Source organism: Amycolatopsis sp. NPDC054798 (assembly GCF_053611505.1).
The window spans coordinates 1-19,447 of record NZ_JBSHAM010000040.1; the positions used below are offsets into that span (position 1 = coordinate 1).

At 70.0% G+C, this 19,447-nt stretch carries 18 protein-coding genes; 7 read left to right on the top strand and 11 right to left on the bottom strand.

All coding sequences use genetic code 11. The features are described from left to right. Window positions 1–61: 61 nt before the first annotated feature. Both ACWGIC_RS24070 and ACWGIC_RS24075 read right to left on the bottom strand, forming a co-directional pair. Entirely contained in the window at window positions 62–2,629 is a 2,568-nt protein-coding gene (locus ACWGIC_RS24070) for a glutaminase domain-containing protein (RefSeq protein WP_452078197.1), read from the bottom strand. 155 nt (window positions 2,630–2,784) lie between these two features. Then, on the bottom strand, window positions 2,785–4,569 hold the full coding sequence (locus ACWGIC_RS24075; RefSeq protein ID WP_452078198.1) for a gamma-glutamyltransferase family protein: 1,785 nt from the start codon (window positions 4,567–4,569) through the stop codon (window positions 2,785–2,787). 72 nt (window positions 4,570–4,641) lie between these two features. Between ACWGIC_RS24075 and ACWGIC_RS24080 the strand changes: the two genes are divergently transcribed. Then, window positions 4,642–5,541: a LysR family transcriptional regulator gene (locus tag ACWGIC_RS24080; RefSeq protein ID WP_452078199.1), complete on the top strand. Its 900-nt coding sequence runs from the start codon at window positions 4,642–4,644 to the stop codon at window positions 5,539–5,541. Here the strand turns inward: ACWGIC_RS24080 and ACWGIC_RS24085 are convergent. From ACWGIC_RS24085 to ACWGIC_RS24105, 5 genes are all read right to left on the bottom strand, one after another. Next, the gene (locus ACWGIC_RS24085; RefSeq protein ID WP_452078200.1) at window positions 5,484–5,921 is read right to left on the bottom strand and encodes a lasso peptide biosynthesis B2 protein; all 438 of its coding nucleotides are present in this window, start codon (window positions 5,919–5,921) and stop codon (window positions 5,484–5,486) included. The two genes, ACWGIC_RS24080 and ACWGIC_RS24085, sit on opposite strands and share 58 nt — an antisense overlap. Then, window positions 5,918–6,169 (bottom strand): lasso peptide biosynthesis PqqD family chaperone, encoded by a 252-nt coding sequence (locus ACWGIC_RS24090; RefSeq protein ID WP_452078201.1) that lies wholly within the window; start codon window positions 6,167–6,169, stop codon window positions 5,918–5,920. The genes ACWGIC_RS24085 and ACWGIC_RS24090 overlap by 4 nt, the downstream gene beginning before the upstream one ends. A gap of 9 nt (window positions 6,170–6,178) precedes the next feature. Further along, complete coding sequence (locus ACWGIC_RS24095) at window positions 6,179–7,978, bottom strand: asparagine synthase-related protein (RefSeq protein ID WP_452078202.1); 1,800 nt, start codon at window positions 7,976–7,978, stop codon at window positions 6,179–6,181. A 16-nt stretch (window positions 7,979–7,994) separates the two neighbouring features. After that, window positions 7,995–8,135, bottom strand: coding sequence for a lasso RiPP family leader peptide-containing protein (locus ACWGIC_RS24100; RefSeq protein ID WP_452078203.1), 141 nt, complete (start codon window positions 8,133–8,135; stop codon window positions 7,995–7,997). A gap of 160 nt (window positions 8,136–8,295) precedes the next feature. After that, a complete protein-coding gene (locus tag ACWGIC_RS24105; RefSeq protein WP_452078204.1) occupies window positions 8,296–9,576 on the bottom strand; it encodes a YbiU family protein in 1,281 nt (426 codons plus the stop codon). 92 nt (window positions 9,577–9,668) lie between these two features. Between ACWGIC_RS24105 and ACWGIC_RS24110 the strand changes: the two genes are divergently transcribed. After that, window positions 9,669–10,763 carry an ROK family protein gene (locus ACWGIC_RS24110; protein WP_452078205.1) on the top strand — a complete coding sequence of 365 codons (1,095 nt, stop codon included), beginning with the start codon at window positions 9,669–9,671 and terminating at the stop codon, window positions 10,761–10,763. Here the strand turns inward: ACWGIC_RS24110 and ACWGIC_RS24115 are convergent. After that, complete coding sequence (locus ACWGIC_RS24115; protein ID WP_452078206.1) at window positions 10,753–11,487, bottom strand: S1 family peptidase; 735 nt, start codon at window positions 11,485–11,487, stop codon at window positions 10,753–10,755. The genes ACWGIC_RS24110 and ACWGIC_RS24115 overlap by 11 nt on opposite strands. 165 nt (window positions 11,488–11,652) lie before the next feature. On the opposite strand from ACWGIC_RS24115, the gene ACWGIC_RS24120 reads away from it, so the two are divergent. Beyond that, window positions 11,653–12,198, top strand: coding sequence for a hypothetical protein (locus ACWGIC_RS24120; protein ID WP_452078207.1), 546 nt, complete (start codon window positions 11,653–11,655; stop codon window positions 12,196–12,198). A gap of 3 nt (window positions 12,199–12,201) precedes the next feature. On the opposite strand, the gene ACWGIC_RS24125 is transcribed toward ACWGIC_RS24120, so the two are convergent. Next, the gene (locus ACWGIC_RS24125) at window positions 12,202–13,275 is read right to left on the bottom strand and encodes a hypothetical protein (RefSeq protein WP_452078208.1); all 1,074 of its coding nucleotides are present in this window, start codon (window positions 13,273–13,275) and stop codon (window positions 12,202–12,204) included. Between the two features lie 104 nt (window positions 13,276–13,379). Here ACWGIC_RS24125 and ACWGIC_RS24130 point away from each other — a divergent pair, with 104 nt between their 5' ends. Both ACWGIC_RS24130 and ACWGIC_RS24135 read left to right on the top strand, forming a co-directional pair. After that, a complete protein-coding gene (locus tag ACWGIC_RS24130) occupies window positions 13,380–13,697 on the top strand; it encodes an ArsR/SmtB family transcription factor (protein ID WP_452078209.1) in 318 nt (105 codons plus the stop codon). Next, on the top strand, window positions 13,694–14,098 hold the full coding sequence (locus tag ACWGIC_RS24135) for an SRPBCC family protein (protein WP_452078210.1): 405 nt from the start codon (window positions 13,694–13,696) through the stop codon (window positions 14,096–14,098). The genes ACWGIC_RS24130 and ACWGIC_RS24135 overlap by 4 nt, the downstream gene beginning before the upstream one ends. Window positions 14,099–14,103: 5 nt before the next feature. Here ACWGIC_RS24135 and ACWGIC_RS24140 read toward each other — a convergent pair whose 3' ends face one another. Then, window positions 14,104–14,745, bottom strand: a complete 642-nt coding sequence (locus ACWGIC_RS24140) for a methyltransferase domain-containing protein (protein ID WP_452078211.1) — start codon at window positions 14,743–14,745, stop codon at window positions 14,104–14,106. 1 nt (window position 14,746) lies between these two features. Next, the gene (locus tag ACWGIC_RS24145; protein WP_452078212.1) at window positions 14,747–16,144 is read right to left on the bottom strand and encodes an FAD-dependent monooxygenase; all 1,398 of its coding nucleotides are present in this window, start codon (window positions 16,142–16,144) and stop codon (window positions 14,747–14,749) included. Window positions 16,145–16,258: 114 nt separating this feature from the next. On the opposite strand from ACWGIC_RS24145, the gene ACWGIC_RS24150 reads away from it, so the two are divergent. Together ACWGIC_RS24150 and ACWGIC_RS24155 are read left to right on the top strand one after the other, a co-directional pair. Next, window positions 16,259–17,224 (top strand): Lrp/AsnC family transcriptional regulator, encoded by a 966-nt coding sequence (locus ACWGIC_RS24150; protein WP_452078213.1) that lies wholly within the window; start codon window positions 16,259–16,261, stop codon window positions 17,222–17,224. Window positions 17,225–17,361: 137 nt separating this feature from the next. After that, window positions 17,362–19,425 carry a phosphocholine-specific phospholipase C gene (locus ACWGIC_RS24155; RefSeq protein ID WP_452078214.1) on the top strand — a complete coding sequence of 688 codons (2,064 nt, stop codon included), beginning with the start codon at window positions 17,362–17,364 and terminating at the stop codon, window positions 19,423–19,425. Window positions 19,426–19,447 lie beyond the last annotated feature (22 nt).

Consider the following 19,447-nt stretch of genomic DNA (forward strand, 5'->3'; position numbering starts at 1 on the left):
GAGGGGAACCCTGAGGGAATCTGATTCCCTCAGGGTTCCCCTCACGGCACGTCACCGAAGCTCAGATAAACCGCCACAGATGGTCCGGCGTCCCGTTGTCGTCCCACTGCGTCACCTGCGCACCGTCCGCAGTGGACTGCTGGTCGACCGCCATCACCTTTCCACTGTGGACATTCACCAGCTTCCACCAGCCGCCGCCCGCGTCGACGATGCGCCACAGGTGATCCGGCGTTCCGTTGTCCTGGAACTGCTGCACGTGCGCGCCGTTGTCCAGGCTCTGGTCGTGCACCGCGAGCACCTTGCCGCTGTTGCGGTTCATGATCCGCACGGTCCCGTCGCCGCTGTCCACGACTGTCCACACGTGATCGACTGTGCCGTTGTCCTGCCATTGCGTCACGTCAGCAGTGTCCGAAAGCGACATGTCCTGCACCGCGAGCAGTTTCCCGGAGCGCTGGTTCTGGATCCGCCGCCACGACGTGGTCGAGGCGGCCGGACGCGGCAGCAAGGCCAGGTACCCGGCGGCGACCGGGCGCGCTTGGAAGCCGGACTGCCGGGCGTCGGCGACGAAGTACCAGTCCGAGAACGGCACTCGGGAACCGGTGGTGTTCGCGAAACTGTAGACGCCTTCGACGAGCGTCGCGCGGATGTCAGCGTGGTCGGTGAGCCAGGCCGCCGTCCACAATTCCCAGTCGGCTTTGGTGTAATCGTGACGGAGATCCAGCGGAACGCCGTGCGCGCCCCGTTTCGACTGATACCAGGCGGCTTCTCGCGCGGCGGTGCCGAGCGGCACGAGATCGAGGCCCAGCAGCCGGTCCGCGAAACCGTTGTATTTGAGACTCCAGGTTCCTGGCTGGTCGTAGGCCATCCGCAGGTGCGAGCCGTCGTTGGCCAAAGTGGTCCACTGGCTGATGTACGAACGCGAAATCGAGCGGTATCGCAACGCGTCGGCGGAATTTCCGGTGGCGTCGGCGAGAACGGCCATCGCGCCGACGCCGACGATGCCTTTCAACGCGAGATTGGCGCTGTGCGCGATCCAGCCGGTGAAGTCGTCGGTCTGGTTCTGGTTGCCGGGGTCGAGCGTGTTCCCCACCAGGTATTCGGCCCATTGCCGCAGGATGCCGTAGTGCGCATTGGCGAACGCCTTCGCCGCCGCGGAGTCCAGGCGCTGCACGACCGCGGCGGACATGATCAGCATGTTGGCCGATTCCTCGACTGGCATGCTCTCCTCGTTGCCGTCGTTGTGCCCGGCGGCGTTCGGATAGGACGCGCCGATGTCGTGTTCCGAGAACGTCATCGGCCAGCCGCCGTGTTCGGCGTAGTCGAGCACCGGTTCCAGCAGCAGCCGCACGAACTCGGGCGAGAAATGGAGATAGCCGGGCAGCGCCGGATAGATCACGTCCACTGTGGACACGTTGCCGCTGGACGAGATCTCCTTCAGCAACGCCCACGGCGAGCCGTTGCGGTCGACCAGTTCGGTGCCGCCGAACGCCTGGCGCAGCGCGAGCGCGCAGATCGCCGCGTAGTGGTCGCCGGTGCTGCCTCCACCGGCCGCGGCGGAGGCTTCGGTGGCGACCCGTTGGTCAAGCGCGACGCCCGCGGCGAGCGCGGCCGGGTAGTCGGCATGGAACCAGGCGACCATGTCCTGCCAAGAAGACCAATAGTGCGTCCACCACGGGGCCAGCGGCGTGCCGAGGTAGCTGACCGCTGGCGTGCGGACGTGCCCGATCGCCACCACCAGCGGATCGGCCGCCGCGCCCGGCTGGATCGCGCCCAGGTTCTTGGCGAACGCGAGGACCGGCCATCGGTCGCCGATCGCCCGGGGCAGGTCCGGATCGCTGGTCCCGGGCAGTGCTCCGCCGTTCGCCGACTTCGCGCGCACGACCGTGTCCTGACCGATCTGCCAGCTCACGCCCGCCGAAGGCGCCGAGACCACCAGTGAACCCCAGCGCGGCTGGTCGTGCCCGTCTTCGGCGAGCGCGGCCGGCGAGGCGGCCTGGACGCTCAGCGACGTGATGCCGCTGGATTCCTGCTGCTGCCACCCGACCGGCGTGCCCGAATCCCATTGCAGCCATTCGGCCGACGTGTCGAAATGCAGCGAGACAGCGTGCGCCCGGCCGTCGGAACTGGTTGCGGCGACAGCGACATAGCCGAAGGGCACGCACTGCCGCTGAAGATTGCCGGGGTCGACCGGCGAGAAGAAGGTGACGGTGAGGGTCACGCCGCCGCCGGAGAGTTCGTAGATCGTGCGGGTCGCGGTCACCTGCAAGGATTTCTGCGACATCGGGGTCAGGCTCGGCCCGGACGGCAGCTGCGGCGCACCGGCGAACACGTACGCGGTGCCGTCGATCCGCGCGATCCCGCACAACGCGGTGATGTGGCCGGTCCAGAACGTCGACCAGGTGCCGGGCAGATTGTCCGCGGCCTGCCAGGTCGAGAGATACGGCGAGCGCACGACGAGCGGGGTCGCGGGCGGGCGCAACGGGCTCAGCGTGCCCGCCGGAGCCGCTGCGGCGGTGGACTGGACCAGTTCCGGGGCGCACCAGAGCGCGACCGCCGCGGCCGCGCCGGCGCCCGTCCAGCGCAGGGCGTCGCGGCGGCTGAGTTCGCGGGGAGGTTCGGAGGAGGCCATCGACAGCTTCTTTCGGTCAGATGCCGGACGCGGGAAAGAAGAAACCGAGCGAACTCAGTGTGGCACCGCGATACAACGTTGTAAATCTGCCGAAAGCACTGACAAGCGCTGTCCGTTTCCAGACAGCGCTTGTCAGTCCCGCTTGCCGATCCCGCTTACCGCCCGGCGGCGTACCCCTGCGCCCCGCGCGAGTTCGCGGCGGCCGACAGGACCCCGGTTTCGGGATCCTTGGCCACCGCGCACAACCGCCCTTCCGACCAGGGGTCGCCGACCGTCACGTCGTGGCCCCGGTTTTCCAGCGCGGCGATGACGTCCGCGCCGATCCGCGCTTCGACCGTCACGCTGCCCGCCGCCATGCCGCGCGGGTAGAACGAACTCGGGAAGCTGTCGGTGTGCCAGTTCGGCGCGTCGATGGCGCCCTGCAGGTCGAGCCCGCCGCGGACCTTTTCGCGCAGCGCCGTGCCGAGGAAGAAGTGGAAGTTCCACTGGTCCTGCTGGTCGCCGCCGGGCGTGCCGAACGCCAGCACCGGCACGCCGTCGCGAAGCGCGAGCGTAGGCGAAAGCGTGGTGCGCGGGCGCTTTCCCGGAGCGAGCGAGTTGGGCAAGCCCGGGTCGAGCCACGCCATCTGCAACCGGGTGCCCAGCGGGAAACCCAGCTCCGGCACCACGGGATTGGACTGCAGCCAGCCGCCGCTCGGCGTCGCGGCGATCATGTTGCCCCAGCGGTCGACGACATCGAGGTGGCAGGTGTCGCCCCGGGTCAGTCCGTCCTTCGCGACGGTCGGCTCCCCCGCCCCGATCGCCGACGCGGTGACCCCGCCGTCCGCGACGTACTCCGCGTGGCGGCTCAGCTTCGGCGTACGCCCGTCCGGACTGCCCGGTCGCAGGTCGAAAGACGCGCGATCGCCGATCAGCTTGCGCCGGATTTCGTTGTACTCCGGGGAAAGCAGCGCTTCGATCGACACTTCCGCACTGTCGCCGTACCAGGCTTCGCGGTCGGCCATCGCGAGCTTCGTGCCTTCGATGAGCCGGTGGTAGTACTCGGGCGTCGCGTACTCCAGCTCGTCCGGCAGGAGCGCGAGCTGCTGCAGGAAGGTCGGACCCTGGCTCCACAGCCCGGGTTTCGCGACGGTCCAGCCGTTCCAGGTGTAGGCGACCGGATCCTCGTAGGCCGGCCGGAACGCGGCGATGTCCTCAGCGGTGAGCGTGCCCGCGTGCCGTTCGCCGGAGGAGTCCATCGCCGGTTTCGCGGCGAAGTCGGCGAGTGCTTCGGCGACGAACCCTTCGCGCCACGCCTTTCGCGCCGCCTCGATCTGCGCTTCCCGATCGCTCCCGGCCGCCTCCGCTTCCGCGAGCAACCGCAGCCAGGTCTGTGCGAGCGCGGGATTCTTCAGCAGCCCACCGGGTTTCGGCGCGACGCCGCCAGGCAAGTACAGCTCGGCCGAGGTGGTCCATTCGTTTTCGAACAGCTCGCGGACGGTCTCCACCGTCGCGCCGACCCGTTCCACCGCCGGATGGCCGTCCGACGCGTAGTGAATGGCGTACTTGAGGACCTCGCGCAGCGATTTCGTGCCGTGGTCGTGCAGCAGGAGCAGCCACGCCTCGACCGCGCCGGGCACCGCGGCGGCGAGCGGGCCGGTGCCGGGGACGAGATCCAGGCCGAGCGAGGTGTAGTGCTCGATCGTCGCCCCGGCCGGCGCGGGACCCTGCCCGCACAGCACCTTCGGCGCTCCGCCCGCCGGGGCGAGAATTATCGGCACCTCGCCGCCGGGGCCGTTGAGGTGCGGTTCGACGACGTGCAGCACGAACGCGCCCGCGACCGCGGCGTCGTAGGCGTTGCCGCCGTCTTCGAGGACAGCCATCGCGGCCGCTGAGGCCAGCCAGTGGGTGGACGACACCATGCCGAAGGTGCCCTGCAAGGTCGGGCGCGTCTGGACCATGCCCCCTATCGTCGCGCGCGGGCTGGTCGTACGTCAAAGACATCTGAGACACTAATCCGATAGCGTATCGCTATGGAACGCCGCCAGCTGGAGTACTTCGTCGCGATCGCCGAGCACGGCGGGTTCACGCACGCGGCGCGGGCGTTGCGGGTGGCGCAGCCGTCGCTGTCGCGGGCGATCGCGAAGCTGGAGCAGGACCTGGGCGTCGAACTGTTCCACCGGGTCGGGCGCAACGCGGTGCTGTCGAACGCCGGCGAACTGCTCGCCGGACGCGCCCGGCTGGTGCTGCGCGACCTCGACGCCCTGCGCGCCGCCGCACGACTGGCGGGCGACGGACCGGCCGGGCGGATCGACGTCGCGGCCACGTCGTCGTCCGCGCTGGAGCCGGTGATCAGCATCATCGCCGAGATGCGCACGCGTTACCCGGGCGTTTTGGTGAGCACTTCGGCGGCGTTGTCGGCGGCCGAGGTGGTCGCGAAGGTGGTGCAGGGCCGATGCGAAGCCGGGGTGTGCGGGAGCGCGGAACGCCCGGTCGGGCCGGGGCTGGTCGCGCACCACCTGCGGGACGAAGAACTCCTGCTGGTCGCTCCGCCGGGCACTGCGCTCGGTTCGGGCGGGGTGGTGGAACGGTCCGAACTCAGCGGCATGCAGTTCGTCGTCACCACCTCGGCGACAGCGGTCCGCGGGTTCTTCGACCGGCTCGCCGCGAGCGTGCCGGACCTGTCGATCGCGGCCGAGGTCGGCGACCGGAGCGTCGTGCTGCCGATGGTGCTGCGCGGCATCGGCGCGAGCCTGATGCCGGACGGCTGGGCGGAGCTTGCCCGTCGCGCCGGTGCCGAGGTGTTGCGGTTTTCGCCGCCGGAGAAGCTCCCGCAATGGCTGATATATCGGTCCGGGCCGACTACCGCGGCAACTCAGGCGTTCTTGGACATCACCCTCGCCGCCGGGGGAACCGACAGCATCGGCGCGTAATGGCCGTCCGGATACGGCTCCCCCACCGCGCGGCCGTCCGCTTCGATCCACGCGTGCGCGGCGAACGGGCTCGTCCGCACGCCCGTGCACCACGTCGGCCACGAACCCCTGAGCCGGCACAGAAGCGCCGCGGCGATGGAACGCTGGAGACAGCCTTGCCCGGCACACCGAAGGCTGACCGAGACGACGTTTGTCCGGGCTGTCAACGCTTCCTGGGCGGTGGCCGGTCGCGCACCGCGACGGGCGAATTCCAGGACCCGGCGCAGCCGGGCCGGGCGCAGCCGGGCAAGCGGGCGGGCCAGCGCCACCGCGAGCAGCGGCAGCGGACGGCGGTGCAATGGCAAGCGAACCCGCGTGGCGAGCGCGACCGGGGCGGTCACGCGGTCACCAGCCCGGCGGATCGCAGCTGTTCGAGCACCGCGGCCACGTCCTTCCGGGTCACCGCCTCGTCGACCCCGTGCAGCGTGGCCAGTTCGGACGCGATGCCCTCCGGTTCGCTGCCGTCGAGAAGGCCCTGCAGCACCGTGCTCCCGGTCGGGTTGAGCTGCCAGTACCGTCCGGACGTCAGGTGCAGCAGGACGGTGCCGTCCGGGGTTTCGGCGGCGGTCACGTCGGGGTGCAAGCGCATCGAGCCTCCTCAAGGCCGGATGGGACTGGACAGGGCCGGACGGCCGGCGGCGCGAAGCCACATCTCGCATCCGATGAGCGGTTCCAGAGCGGCCACCACGCGGTAGTCGCGCTGCGGGGCGAGCACGGCGGCCCGCAGCCGGTCCGGGTCGAGCAGCCCGCGCGCGGCCAGCGCGGAATCCTCGAACAGGCGCAGGATCGCGGCCTGGTTGCGGCGCAGGCCCTCCCGGATGTCCGCGCCGAACTCGCCTTTCGTCGCCCGGCCGAGCACGACGTCCGGCACGATCCCCCGCATCGCCTCGGCCAGCAGCGGTTTGTAGCGGCCCGGGTCCGCGTGCTCGTGCCGCCGGACGCGCAGGACGGCTTCCACCACCCGGTCGTCGAAGAACGGCAGCCGCAGCCGGACCCCGGCCTCCGCGAACAGCCCGGCCGTCAAGCGGTACTGCGCGGCGGCGGACCGCAGGACGAGCATCGCCTGGTGCTCCCCCGGATCGCGACCGAGCGGCCGGGCTTCGTCCGCGGTGCGGCGCAAGGCTTTCCGGGCCAGATCGAGGCCGTCGCCGGTGATCCACGGCTGGGCCCGCAGCGGCGCGACGCCCCAGCCGAGCACCGGCCGTCGCGCCGGACTGACCGGATCGGCGAGCTGCGCGGCCTGCTGCCGCCACCAGCCGCCGACGGTGCCCGGCCGGAGAAGCCCCGCCATCGTCCCGAAAAACGGCCAGCGTCGCAGCGCTGCGTGCGCTCGCACCTGGCGCACCGCGGCAAGTGGTCGGCGGCGCAGCAATTGGTGCAGATACCCGGGAAGCGGGCTGAACAACTCGTCCCCGCCGTGCCCGGCGAAATGCACCTCGGATCCGCGCGCGGCCACGATTTCGGCGCTGTACCGGATCCTCGCCGCGGACCGGGTGAACGCGTAGGGTTCGTCGGCGTCGACCGGCCGGTTCGGTTCGGCGAAGACGGCGGGCAAGTCGTGCTGCGGGACGATTACGTGCTCCGCCCGGTCCAAAGCGGCGATGGACCGGGCGGAGAACTCCGCGTCGTCGTTGCCCGCCTCCGCCTCGGCCCAGCGAAAGGTCAGCAACTCCGGATTCTCCCGGGCGGCAAGGAAACACAGCGAGGTCGAATCCATGCCGCCGGAGAGGTCGGCGGACACCCGCCCCGGCTGGACCGCCTCGGCAAGCGCAGCCCGCACTCCCTCGGCGCCCCGAGCCAGCGACTCGCGAGCAACCGGCGGCCGCCACCACGGCTTCTCTTGCGCACGGCTGTCCGTCCACACCAGACAGTCGCCCGGGGCAACCGCGTACACCTTGGTGTACAACGGCCGTTCGTTCAACGGCGGCGGTAGATGCAGTCCGCACGCCAGCCGCGCGGCCAGCGTTTCGTCGTCCACTGAGGACTCGACCAGCCCGGCGAGCAGATCGGCCCGGTCGGCGGCGACCGGCACCCCGCCGACCCGGCAGTGGAACACCCGCCGCAATCCGGTCGCGGTGCCGTGGATCCGCACCGCACCGTCCACAGTGGCCACCAGATGGAACGAACCGGTCAGCGCGGCGGCGACCCGGCCGACGTCGGCCAGCGAGGACACCCCGGCCGCGAGTTCGCCGAGCCGGGCGGCGGTGACCGGGGAATCCCCGATCACCGCCAGCCGCACCGGCCCGGCCGTCCCCACCGCCACCGCGGCGCGGCTCCCTCGGCCGACGAGCCACGGCCGCCCGGACGCGTGGGCGTGCACCTGGGCGTCCGCCCACGGCCGCCGGATCCCCGCCGCTGCGGGAAGATCGGGCAGCACCAGGAATCCCGGCCCGCTCATCGGCTTCAGTCCCGGCTCAGGAGGAGAAGAAGCCCATCATGTCCGACAGATAGCCCCCGAAGCCGAGGGTGTCCTCGCTGAACTCGCCGATCTCGGCCAGCGCGGGCGGCGTGTATTCGGGCAGTTCGCGAACCTGCTTGTCCTGAACGTCCATCATGCCTCCGATGTTCGGCTCCGGCGGCCGCTGCGACCGCCGTCCCCCGACACTGGCACGCACCGCCCGGGCGCGGCAGGCGAGAGTTCCCGTGCGTACCAACAGCTTTACCTGGCAGTACCGGGCCTGCCCCGACCGCTGGCCCGAATGGACTAGACCACTGTCATCCGATGCCGAGCCCGCGCCTGCCGCTCTCGTTCAGCTGCCCGGGGGCGAAGCGGTCCGGCCACGAGCGTTCGTAATGCTCGGGCGGGAAGTCCGCGGGACTGGAACCGGACTCGAACGCCTCCCGCACCGATCCGGCGTACGCCGCGTTCCGCGCGCACCACGGCGCGGCCGGGATGTACATGACATTGCCCCACCCCCGCTGGTTTTCCACCGGCGCGACGCTGTGGATCAGATCGCAGTGCCACCAGACCGAATCGCCGGCGCGGACGTCCGGAATGCCGCTGGAAGCCCGAAGCAGCAGGGAATGCCATTTCTCGCTGGCCGGGAACACCTGATTCACCGTGACGCCGCACATGTCGTTCTCGGGCACGTCGGCCAGCAACGGCCGCAGCATCAAATAGCCCATCGCCTCCGGAATCGGCACCGTGTGCAGCACGCCCTGGTCGTGATCCATGTCCGACAGCGCGGTCCAGCCTTGGAAAGTGCGGAATACCGAACACATCGTCGAACCCTCGAACTGCGGCCCGGCGGTGCGATGCGCGGCGTCCCAAGGGTCGTAGGACTCGACGGTGCCGTCGAACAGGTGCCGGAACGCGCGCTGATACGCCTCGGTCATCCAGAGATCCAGCGTGCCCGGGTCGAGATGGGTGCCTAGGCCACCGGAATCCGCGCCCGGCGGACGGCGGCGGATGCGGTCCGGGTACAGCGAATCCCGGCTCGGGTCGAACCATCGGACGCCGTCGGATTCGGACTTCCACTGCGCGTTGAGGAACTTCTGCACGCGCGCCGTCCGGTCGCTTTGCCGTGCCTCCATTTGCGCCGCCGACCAGTAGATCGGGTAGATCTCCGGCCGCGAACCGACGGTGCCGAAGAAGTCGTCGCCGGGTCCGCGATAGTGCTCGAAGAACCGGTTGCCCTCGACGTAATCGACGATCCCCGCGTCCCAGGCAAGCGCCTGCTCGCGCGGGAAATGACCGCGCACCACCAGACAGCCGCGCCGCTTCAGCCGGGCGAGATCTTCCGCGGAAACCCTGCCCGCCTCGATGTCGGCGTAGTCCAGCACCGGCCAGATCTCCTCGCCGCGCGCTTTCGCCGCCTCGATCTCCTCGACCGCGGCGGCGACGCGAGCCTCGACGACCGCGAACACCTCTTCCACCGTGCGCCCGGACGCCTCGATCCGCGCCCGCAGCGCGGCTTTGATCTCGCGAATCGCGGCCGGGAGGTCGTCGGGCGTCGTCTCCCAGTGCGGCAACGGGGGCAGCTGCACAGCGCTCACTCCATTCAGGAAGGGCTCCTTACTGAACCGACGGTAAGGCGCCCGCACGGATTCAGGCAACACTCCTGACTAAATCGGCTACACTCGCGCCGGTGACCCCGGCCAAGCCCTCCCTCGACCTGCTCCGGTCGCTGACCGACGAGCACGTGCTGCGGGCGCTGCTGGCGGAGCGGCAGCTCACGCGTGCGCAAATCGCCGCCCGCACCGGCATTTCCAAGCCCGCGGTCGGCGACAGCGTCGCCCGGCTCGCCGAAGCCGGACTGCTGCGCGACACCGGGGAACGCACCACCGGCCGCGGCCGCGTCGGCACCTACTACGCGCTGGCCGACGACCTCGGCACGGCACTGGTGGTGAGCATCGCCCACGACGGCGCGGTCACCGAAGCCGTGGACGTTTTCGGCGAGGTGCTGGCCCAGCACGTCGAAGACCTCGGCCGCCCGGTGCGTCCGCGGAAGGTCGCTCAAGCTCTGCGCAAAGCCGCCGAACAGGTCGCCGCCGACGCGGGACCGCTGCGGCTCGCCGTCGTCAGCGCCGCCGATCCGGTCGACCGCGCCACCGGGAAACTGGTCCACCTTCCCGATTCCCCTTTCCTGCTCGGGGAACTCTCGCCCGCCGACGTCCTCGCGCCGCTCGTCGCCGGACCGGTCCTCGTGGACAACGACGTGAACTGGGCCGCCCGCACCGAACAGGCCGCCGACGATTTCGCCTACCTCTACCTCGGCGAAGGACTCGGCTGCGCGGTAGTCGCCGACGGCTCGGTGCGGCGCGGGCACACCGGTTTCGCCGGGGAAATCGCGCACGTCCTCACGCGCGGCGCCGACGGCCGGGCGGTCGCTTTCATCGACGTCTTCGCCGATCTCGGTGTCCGCCAACCGGATTCGACCACGATCGACGTCGCCGCCCTGCGGACCGCGATCAAATCCGGCGACGTCCTCGACACTCTGGCCGAGGCGATCTGCGGCGTCCTGCTGGCGCTGGTGACCGTCTCCGATCCGGAACTCATCGTGCTGGGCGGTCCCTGGGGCGCCGAACCCGCCGTGCTGGACGCGGTATCGGACCGTTTCGCGCGGCTGCCGCGCAACGTCCCCCTGCGCGCCCCGCACGCCACGGACTCTCCCGCGCTGACCGGTGCGCGCGACGAGGCCGTGCGCGCCCTCCGGAGCGCCGTCCTGACCGTCAGCCCTTGATCGTCTTCTTGATCCAGTCCAGCTGACCGAAGACGTCGCCGTCGGCCGCGAGGCTGCTGCGGTCGGATTTGCTGGTGACGCCCACCAGAGTGTCCCGATCGGTGGTCGACATGACCGGACCGCCGGAGTCGCCGCCCGCTGTGACCCCGGTCGTGGTCAGCGCACAGAAGTCGGTGCCGCCCGAGACCGTCATGCCCTCGCAGCGCCGGTCGTCGGGGTCGAGGACCTTCGCGTCCACCTGCTTGAGCACGTCGGATTGACAGCTGTTCTCGTCGCCCGTGCAGGTCGCGCCCCAGCCGAGCTGGCGAACCTTCTCGCCCGGACGCACCGGCCCCGCGGCCGGCAGCTTCGCCGGGGTGATGTTCATCGGGGCGACCTTGATCAGCATGAGGTCGGCCAGGGTGTGGTTGTCGCGGCTGCCCGGCACCGGCCGGACGACAGTGCCGAGCCGCTGGTCGAGATTGCCGACGCGGAACTCGATCCGGGAGTCCGCGATGGGCTCGGCGGCTTCGGTGAAGCAGTGGTCGGCGCTGATGATCCACTCGCGGCTGATCGCCGTGCCGGTGCATTCGGGTTTGCCGTCGACCAGCATCCGCACCGCCCAGGGACCGTAGGAGCTGACCGAACCGCCGATCACCGCCGAGGCCGGGGCCGCCACGGCGACGGCGGCCAGCGCGGCGACTGGGGTCAGGACGGCCAGCCTGCAGCGTGAGCGGAGCGTCATTTCGATCCCTTCGGCAGCTGGAGTTACACCATCAAGACGCGTCGGCTGGCGAGCGGTTGCTCGGTGGCTGGGTGGTGCTGATGCGGGGAAATCTTTTGCGACAGTCGGGCGGGTTCTCCTACGGTGGTCATCCATCCGGCACTCGGCTGCGAAGGTGACCTGCCCATGACGTCCGCCGACGAGGATTTCCGCAAGTTCGACGAGTTCGCCCGGGCAGTCGGCCCCGGGCCCGACAAGGACTTGAGCTTTCTCGACGAGTTCCCCGCTGTCGCAGACCTGATTTCGCGGGGTTTGCGCACTTCCCTCGCCAATTCCGACTCGGTCCGGTTCCAGGACTATCTTCTCCTGGCAGGCCGGCGGCCCGCGGCACAGTACGCGCCGATCTTCGCCGAAGCCCTGGACCTGCGGGACGGGGCCTACGCTCCCGGCGACCTCCTGGAATATTCGCGCGACATCAAGGTCCCCTCGTCGGTGCCCGCCGTCGAACGCGCGCTGCACTGGCGGCCGGACTGGGACGAGTTCCACGATCTGGGCTTCAAAGCGCTCGACGCGTTGCTGGCCGTCGACACCGACGAGGCTTGGCGCGTCATCGAGTCGGTGCGGAACGACGACCGGGAACGCGTCCGCGAGATCGCGCGCCGGGTGCTGGCCGAACGAGAGCGGCGGGGCGACCTCGCCGCCCCGCCGCATCGACTTCCGGAAAACCGCTGAACGTCAGGACTTGTCCGCCGCCTGCGCCACGAAGATCCCCGTCTCCAGGAACGCCCGCCACTCAGCCGGGGACTGGCTGTCCATCGCCCGGCGAGCCGCCGCCTGAACCTGGCTGCCCGGCGTCGAGCGCGTCCAGATCTCCCGGACCAGCGGACCCTCCTCCAGGAACCTCGCATACCCGGCGTCGACGCCGACGACCGCGGCCGCCCGCGCCTTCATGTCGTTCACCTTGTCCTTCGCCGCGGCCTCGAAAATGCCGGTGTCGATGAACGCGCGCCGTTGCTCCGGCGTCTCGCAGGAGTACGCAGCCATCCACACCTCGGAACCGTAAGGGGCCTGACGCGCGTAGATGTGCCAGACGAACTGCTCGTCCGTCAGCTGCGCGGCCAACCCCGCGTCCATGCCCACGGCGGCTGCCGCCTTCACCCGGGCATCGCGGAGTTTCTTCTCCGCGGCTTCCTTTTCCGCCGCCTCCTTCGCGGCGTCCACATCGCGCTGATGCTCGGCAAAGATGCCGTGCACGATGAATTCCTTCTTTTCCGCCAGAGTCCCCTTGACCGCGGCAGCCGCGGCGGCCCTCACGAAAGAACCTCTGGCGGCGTGCTCCCACAACACGAAGACGAAATTCGGATCCTCCTGGCTCAGCAGAAGCCGAGTCAGCTCGAAACCGAGCAGCGCGGCAGCGGGCTGCCGTTCCGTGCGCCGGACCTGATACAGCGCCTCCCGATCCAAATCCTTTTGGTGTGCCTCGTAAATCCAGGCAGTCAGGAAAAGCGACGGCGACCCGTGCTTGCAGGCGTAGTCCGCCTCCCACCGGACTTCCTCCGCGACGTCGCCCTGCCGTTGCGCGGCCAGATAGATCTCGTGCACGAAGTCGCATTCGCTGAGCCGCAGCAGTTCCGGCGTGATCGCGAGCCCGACGACCGCGGCCGCGTTCGTGCGCACCTCCTCCGGAGTCTGCGCGACAACAGCAGCCGGAGCCGCGGTCGCCACCGCCGGAGCGACGACCCCGGTCGCCGCGGTCGTCGCGGCGAGGACGACCGCAGCCGCCAGTCTTCGCACTCTGGAATTCGACATAAGCGTCATAGTGGGTGAATATCCGCCGCACGACGAACGTTACCGATCATGGACCGGCGTCCCGGTGGTTGACATGTCGGAAACTTCCGACGTAACGTAGCGTCATGCCCGACGACGTCTTCCTCGCTCTCGCCAGTCCCGTCCGGCGGCGCCTGCTGGAGATCCTGGCGGACGGCCCGCGCACCGCGGGCGACCTCGCGGCGCGGTTCGAGCTGAGCCGCCCGGCGGTGGCCGAGCACCTCAAGGTGCTGCGGGACGCCGCGCTGGTCCGGGACGAACCTGTTGGGCGACAACGCTTCTACCACCTGGAAAGCGACCCGCTGGAGCAGGTCGGCGAGTGGCTGCACCCGTTCGAGCGGTTCTGGCGCGGCCGCTTGCGCAGCATGGCCGACCTGCTGGAAAACGAGGAGGAAAACCCGTGACCTACGCCCGGACCGGCAGTATCTCGGTCGACCAGTTCATCGCCGCCGCACCGGAGAAAGTCTGGCGCGCGCTCACCGATCCCGAACTGCACGCGAAGTGGTGGGCTCCCGGCGACATCGGCCCGGACGTCGGCCACGAGTTCCGCCTGGAAATGCCCGGCTTCGGCTCGATCCCTTGCCGCGTCGTGGAATCCGAGCCGCCGTCGAAGTTCGTCTACACCTTCAACGGCGACTGGACCCTCACCTGGACGCTCGTCGCCGAAGGCCAGGGCACCCGGCTGCTGCTGAACCACTCCGGCTTCGACCTGGACGACAAGCGCCAGGCCGACGCGTGCGAGCGGATGGGTCCCGGCTGGCGCGACGGCGTGCTGCCGCGGCTGGCGAAGCTCGACCTCGGCTGAACTCCTCAGGCTGGACGGCGGGCGTAGACCACCGCTTGCGGCACCTCGCCGTCCAGTTCCTCCACCCACTCCGCCTCGACGCTGAACCCCGCCTCGCGCAACCACTCCGACACCCGCGCGGGACGGCGGCGATAGACGTGCACCCGCATCGGATGCCCGCCGTAACCCCGCGTCTTCCACCGGGCCTCGTCACCGACGTGGAATCCGATCGCGACCGGCGCGCCGGGCCGCAGCACGCGGTGGAACTCCGCCAGCGCGGCGGGCACTTCCGCGTCCGGAACGTGGATCAGCGACCACCACGACAGCAGCCCGGCGACCGAAGCGCCGGGCAGCGGGAGCGCGGTCATCGAAGCGGCCGCGAACCGCAGGCCCGGGTGGTCCCGGCGGGCCGCCTCGACCATCCCCGGCGAAAGGTCGAGGCCGAACGCGTCCAGGCCCAGGCTGTTCAGATGCGCGGTGACGTGCCCGGTGCCGCAGCCGACGTCGGCCACCGGGCCGTTTTCGCGCACCAGCGAGGCGAACAACCCCAAGGTCATGCGCAGCGAAGGGCTTTTCGCGATCGAGTCGCGCAATCGGTCGGCGTAGCTGGCGGCGACGGTGTCGTACGAGGTCCGGGTGTCGCTCAGCCAGGTCTGCACGACGGCCACGCTAGCCCACCGGCGCGCCGAACCACTGCCGAATCGCGGGTTCCAGGCCGTCCGGAGCACCGGCCCACGCCACATACCCGTCCGGCCGGACCAGCATCGCCTCGGCACCCGTCTCGACGCGGTGCACCCGGTCCGCCCACCGCGCCGCGAGATCCCCGAACCGCCCGTCGGGATCGACGAGAACTCCCTTGCCCGCACGCAGTTCCGGGCCGAGGCCGCGCGCGGGAAGCCCGACCAGCGGATGGTCCTCGCTGCCCGGAAGGGCGTAGCGGAATCCCATCCCGGACAGCATGTCGTCCAGCAGGTACTGGACTTCCGGCAGCCGCACCAGCTCCGCGAACAACGACCGGGCCGCGGCCGAATCAGGACCGTCGTCCAGAAGCAGCGACTGCGCTTGGACGTTCCGCAGCACCGCCGCGCCGACCGGATGCCGTTCCGCGTGATAGCTGTCGAGCAGCCCCTCGGGCGCGGTGCCGCGGACCGTCGCGGCGAGCTTCCAGCCGAGGTTCATCGCGTCCTGGATGCCGGTGTTCATGCCTTGCGCGCCAAGGGGAAGGTGCACGTGCGCGGCGTCGCCGGCCAGGAACACGCGGCCGTGCCGGTACTGCGCGGCCTGCCGGGCGGCGTTCGTGATCCGGCGCGCGTAACGGAGTTCGACCAGTTCGACCCGGTCGCCGAAGACCGTTTTCAGTCCCGTGCGGATCTCGTCCTCGGTGACCGGGACGTCCCGGTCCAGCGACCAGCCGGGCCCGCCGAGCGCAAGGCGGCGCAGCGGCCGTCCTTCGCCGTCCACGCCGAGCGGGAACACCTGCGCGCGGTAACCCTCCGGGGTGATTGTGTGCATCGGGACCTCGGCGCTCAGCCGGACGTCGGCGGCCACTGTGGTCGCCGTCCCGGGACGGCCGGGGAACTCCGCGCCCAGCAGCTTCCGGACCGTGCTGCGCCCGCCGTCGGCGGCGACCAGGTACTGGGACCGGAGCACGGTGCCGTCGGCGAACGTCGCGGTGACGCCGTCCGCGTCCTGCTCCAGCCCGGCCAGCTCGTGGCTCCGGCGGATCTGGACGCCTTGCGCGGCAAGGTGTTTCTCCAGGAAGCCTTCGAGCACTACCTGCGGCAGCGACCGCCACGGGAACCTGTGCCGCTCGCGGACCAGCGGCAGCAGCTGTCCCGCGAAATGCGCGGTGGTGACCGGATAGTCTCCGGTGGCCAGCAACGGTTCGAGCAGGCCGCGCTGATCGAGCGCCTCCTGCGTGCGGGACTGCAGCCCGCCGGCCTTCGACAGTTCGCTGGCCCGCGGCAGCCGGTCCGCCAGCACGCAGGACACTCCGGCGAGCCGCAGTTCGTTCGCCATCGTCATCCCGGTCGGACCCGCGCCGACGACGAGCACCTCGGCAGTCATGTTCTCTCCCCTCGGGGTTCGGTGCGTTCGAAACCGACTGTCTGCCCGGCAGCGGCTCGTGAGCCAGAAAACGACACGTTTTCAGCGGATTCCGACACGAGTACGCTCAACCCGGTGGATTCCGACTACGACGACCTCGACCGGCAGCTCGTGCATGCCCTGCAGATCGATCCCCGCGCCCCGTTCAGCGTGATCGCCGAGGCGCTAGGCGTGTCGGATCGCACCGTCGCGCGCCGCTACGCCCGGCTTCGGTCGACCGGCGCGGTCCGGGTCATCGGCGGCGTCAACGAGGCGGCTTTCGGCGCGGTGCAATGGTTCCTGCGGATCCGGTGCGCACCCACCGCGGCGGGCGCGGTCGCCGACGCGCTCGCGCGGCGGCCGGACACCGCCTGGGTGAGCCTGACGTCCGGCGGCACCGAAATCACCTGCACCGTCCGCATCGAAAACGACGCCGACAGCGAAGCGCTGCTGCTGGCCAAACTCCCCCGCACACCCCGCGTCGAAGGCGTGACCGCGCATTCAGTGCTGCACACGTTCTACGGCGGATCAGACAGCCTGGTCGCGAAACCCGGAGTGCTGGACGCCGCCGCCATCACCCGGCTGCGCCCGCCGCCGGTCCCCGTCCGGCCGGGCCCAGCGAATCTCGACGACGGCGATCGCAAGCTCCTCGCCGCGCTGGCCGCCGACGGTCGCGCCGGGTTCGAACGGCTCGCCGCCGAAACCGGCTGGTCCCCCACCACCGTCCGCCGCCGCATGGCGGAACTGCGCGAACGCGACGTACTGTACTTCGACCTCGACCTCGATTGGCGGTTGTACGGCAAGGGAATCCGGACACTGCTGTGGCTTTCGGTCGCTCCGGCCGCACTGGAGGAAACCGGCAACGCGCTCGCCGCGCACCCGGAAGTCGCCTACGCCGCCGCGACCACCGGCCCGACCAACCTGTACGCGACGGTGGTCTGCGGCAGCCAGCATGAGCTGTACCGCTACCTCACCACCAGCGTCGCCGCGCTCCCCGCGGTCACCCACGCGGAAACCGCACCGGTGATCAAAACGGTGAAACAGGCAGCGAACCGGCTGTGACGCAGTACTGACGGGCGCCCATCCCGGTCGGCGGTTGACAGCGCCCGGACGATCCGTCAATGATCTGTTCGGCCTTTCCCGGTGGGAAATTCCCGAACGCGTCCGCGAACTGTCCCCGCTTTTTCGAGGAGACATCGATGTCATCGGTCAGCCGTCGCCGATTCATGCAACTAGCCGCGGCCACCGCCGCCGGCACGGCCTTGCCCGCGAGCATCGCGCGCGCGGCTTCGGTGCCCGCCGCCGTGCGCACCGGCACCCTCGCGGACGTCGAGCACGTTGTCGTGCTGATGCAGGAAAACCGGTCGTTCGACCACTATTTCGGGACGCTCAACGGCGTCCGCGGCTTCGGCGACCCGCGCCCGGTTTCGCTGCCGAACGGCAAGCCGGTGTGGCACCAGGCCGACGCGGGCGGCGCCGAGACGCTGCCGTTCCGGCCCGCCGAGGACAACCTCGGCCTCACCTTCATCGAGGACCTCAACCACGACTGGAACGGCACGCACACCGCGTGGAGCACCGGCCGGTGGGACCAGTGGATCCCGGCGAAAACCCGCACCACGATGGCGTATCTGACGCGCAAGGACATCCCGTTCCACTACGCGCTCGCCGACGCGTTCACCGTCTGCGACGCCTACCACTGCTCGATGCTGTCCTCCACCGACCCGAACCGGTACTACATGTACACCGGCTGGACGGGGAACGACGGTTCCGGCAACGGACCGGTGCTGGGCAATGAAGAATCCGGCTACGGCTGGACCAGTTTCCCGGAAATCCTGGAGAAAGCCGGGGTTTCGTGGAAGATCTACCAGGACATCGGCAACGGTCTCGACAAAGAGCACAAATGGGGCTGGACCGATGACGCCTACATCGGCAACTACGGCGACAACTCGCTGCTTTACCTGACCCAGTACCAGAAATCCGCCCAGGGCAGCCCGCTCTACGACAAAGCGCGCACCGGCACCCACGCCGCCGCGGGCGACGGTTTCTTCGACCATCTCGCCGCGGACGTCAAAGCGGATCGCCTGCCGCAGGTTTCCTGGATCGTGGCCCCGGAGGCGTACTGCGAACATCCGGCGTGGCCCGCCAACTACGGCGCCTGGTATGTCTCCGGCGTACTGGACGCGCTCACCTCGAATCCGGACGTGTGGAGCAAAACCGTCCTGCTCATCACTTACGACGAAAACGACGGTTTCTTCGACCACGTCGTGCCGCCGTACCCGCCGCGCGACGCGAACTGGGGCAAGTCGACCGCGAGCGTGGCCGGGGAATGGTACGAAGGCGGCGCGGCCGCGTCGTACGCCAAAGGAATGCCGTACGGCCTCGGCCCGCGCGTGCCGCTGCTGGCCGTCTCGCCGTGGAGCACCGGCGGCTGGGTCTGTTCGCAGACTTTCGACCACACCTCGCTGATCCAGTTCGTGGAAAAGCGCTTCGGCGTGCACAACCCGAACATCTCGCCGTGGCGGCGCGCGGTGTGCGGAGACCTCACGTCGGCGTTCGACTTCACCGGAGCCAACAGCGGCGTCCCGTCCCTGCCCGGCACCGGGGACTACCAGCCGCCCGCCGACCACAGCACCCCGCCGACCTACCATCCGGTGCCGCCGTCGAACGGCTCGCTGCCCAAACAGGAACCCGGTGCCCGCAAAGCGCGCCCGCTGCCCTACGACCTGGCCGCGGACACCGAGGCCAGGGACGGGCGGATGTATTTCACCTTCACCAACCTCGGCGACGCCGGAGCCGGGTTCCACGTGACGTCCCGGATGCGCGCCGACGGGCCGTGGCCCTACACCGTGGAGGGCCGCAAGTCGGTCACCGACAGCTGGCAGCTGCCCAGCGGCGCGGGCGATTGGTACCAGTACTCGGTTTTCGGCCCGAACGGCTGGCTCCGCGAACAAGCCGGAACGATCGGCGGCCTGGGCCCGGAGGTCACCGCCCGGCACGACGCCGGCTACGTGACAGTGACGTTCACGAACCCGAGCAGCCGCACGGTCACTTTCACCGGCGTCGACGCTTACGCGCCTTCGGAGGCGTACCAGTACACCCTCGCCCCTGGCACTTCACGCGCGGTGCCGAAGTGGGGCGTAGCCAACGGCTGGTACGACATCACGGTGAAAGCGGACCACGACAGCAAATACGTCCGCCGCTTCGCCGGCCACGCGGAGACCGGCCAAGCCTCGACCAGCGACCCGGCTATCGCCACCAGCTGACCGATCCGTGCGGGGAGCCCTG

Excerpts from the sequence above, each read along its gene's own strand:
- ACWGIC_RS24145 (WP_452078212.1), bottom strand. The coding sequence starts at position 16,144 with ATGACTGCCGAGGTGCTCGTCGTCGGCGCGGGTCCGACCGGGATGACG.
- ACWGIC_RS24075 (WP_452078198.1), bottom strand. The coding sequence starts at position 4,569 with ATGGTCCAGACGCGCCCGACCTTGCAGGGCACCTTCGGCATGGTGTCG.
- ACWGIC_RS24115 (WP_452078206.1), bottom strand. The coding sequence starts at position 11,487 with ATGACGCTCCGCTCACGCTGCAGGCTGGCCGTCCTGACCCCAGTCGCC.
- ACWGIC_RS24090 (WP_452078201.1), bottom strand. The coding sequence starts at position 6,169 with ATGCGCTTGCACCCCGACGTGACCGCCGCCGAAACCCCGGACGGCACC.
- ACWGIC_RS24070 (WP_452078197.1), bottom strand. The coding sequence starts at position 2,629 with ATGGCCTCCTCCGAACCTCCCCGCGAACTCAGCCGCCGCGACGCCCTG.
- ACWGIC_RS24080 (WP_452078199.1), top strand. The coding sequence starts at position 4,642 with ATGGAACGCCGCCAGCTGGAGTACTTCGTCGCGATCGCCGAGCACGGC.
- ACWGIC_RS24130 (WP_452078209.1), top strand. The coding sequence starts at position 13,380 with ATGCCCGACGACGTCTTCCTCGCTCTCGCCAGTCCCGTCCGGCGGCGC.
- ACWGIC_RS24120 (WP_452078207.1), top strand. The coding sequence starts at position 11,653 with ATGACGTCCGCCGACGAGGATTTCCGCAAGTTCGACGAGTTCGCCCGG.
- ACWGIC_RS24155 (WP_452078214.1), top strand. The coding sequence starts at position 17,362 with ATGTCATCGGTCAGCCGTCGCCGATTCATGCAACTAGCCGCGGCCACC.
- ACWGIC_RS24100 (WP_452078203.1), bottom strand. The coding sequence starts at position 8,135 with ATGATGGACGTTCAGGACAAGCAGGTTCGCGAACTGCCCGAATACACG.
- ACWGIC_RS24095 (WP_452078202.1), bottom strand. The coding sequence starts at position 7,978 with ATGAGCGGGCCGGGATTCCTGGTGCTGCCCGATCTTCCCGCAGCGGCG.
- ACWGIC_RS24125 (WP_452078208.1), bottom strand. The coding sequence starts at position 13,275 with ATGTCGAATTCCAGAGTGCGAAGACTGGCGGCTGCGGTCGTCCTCGCC.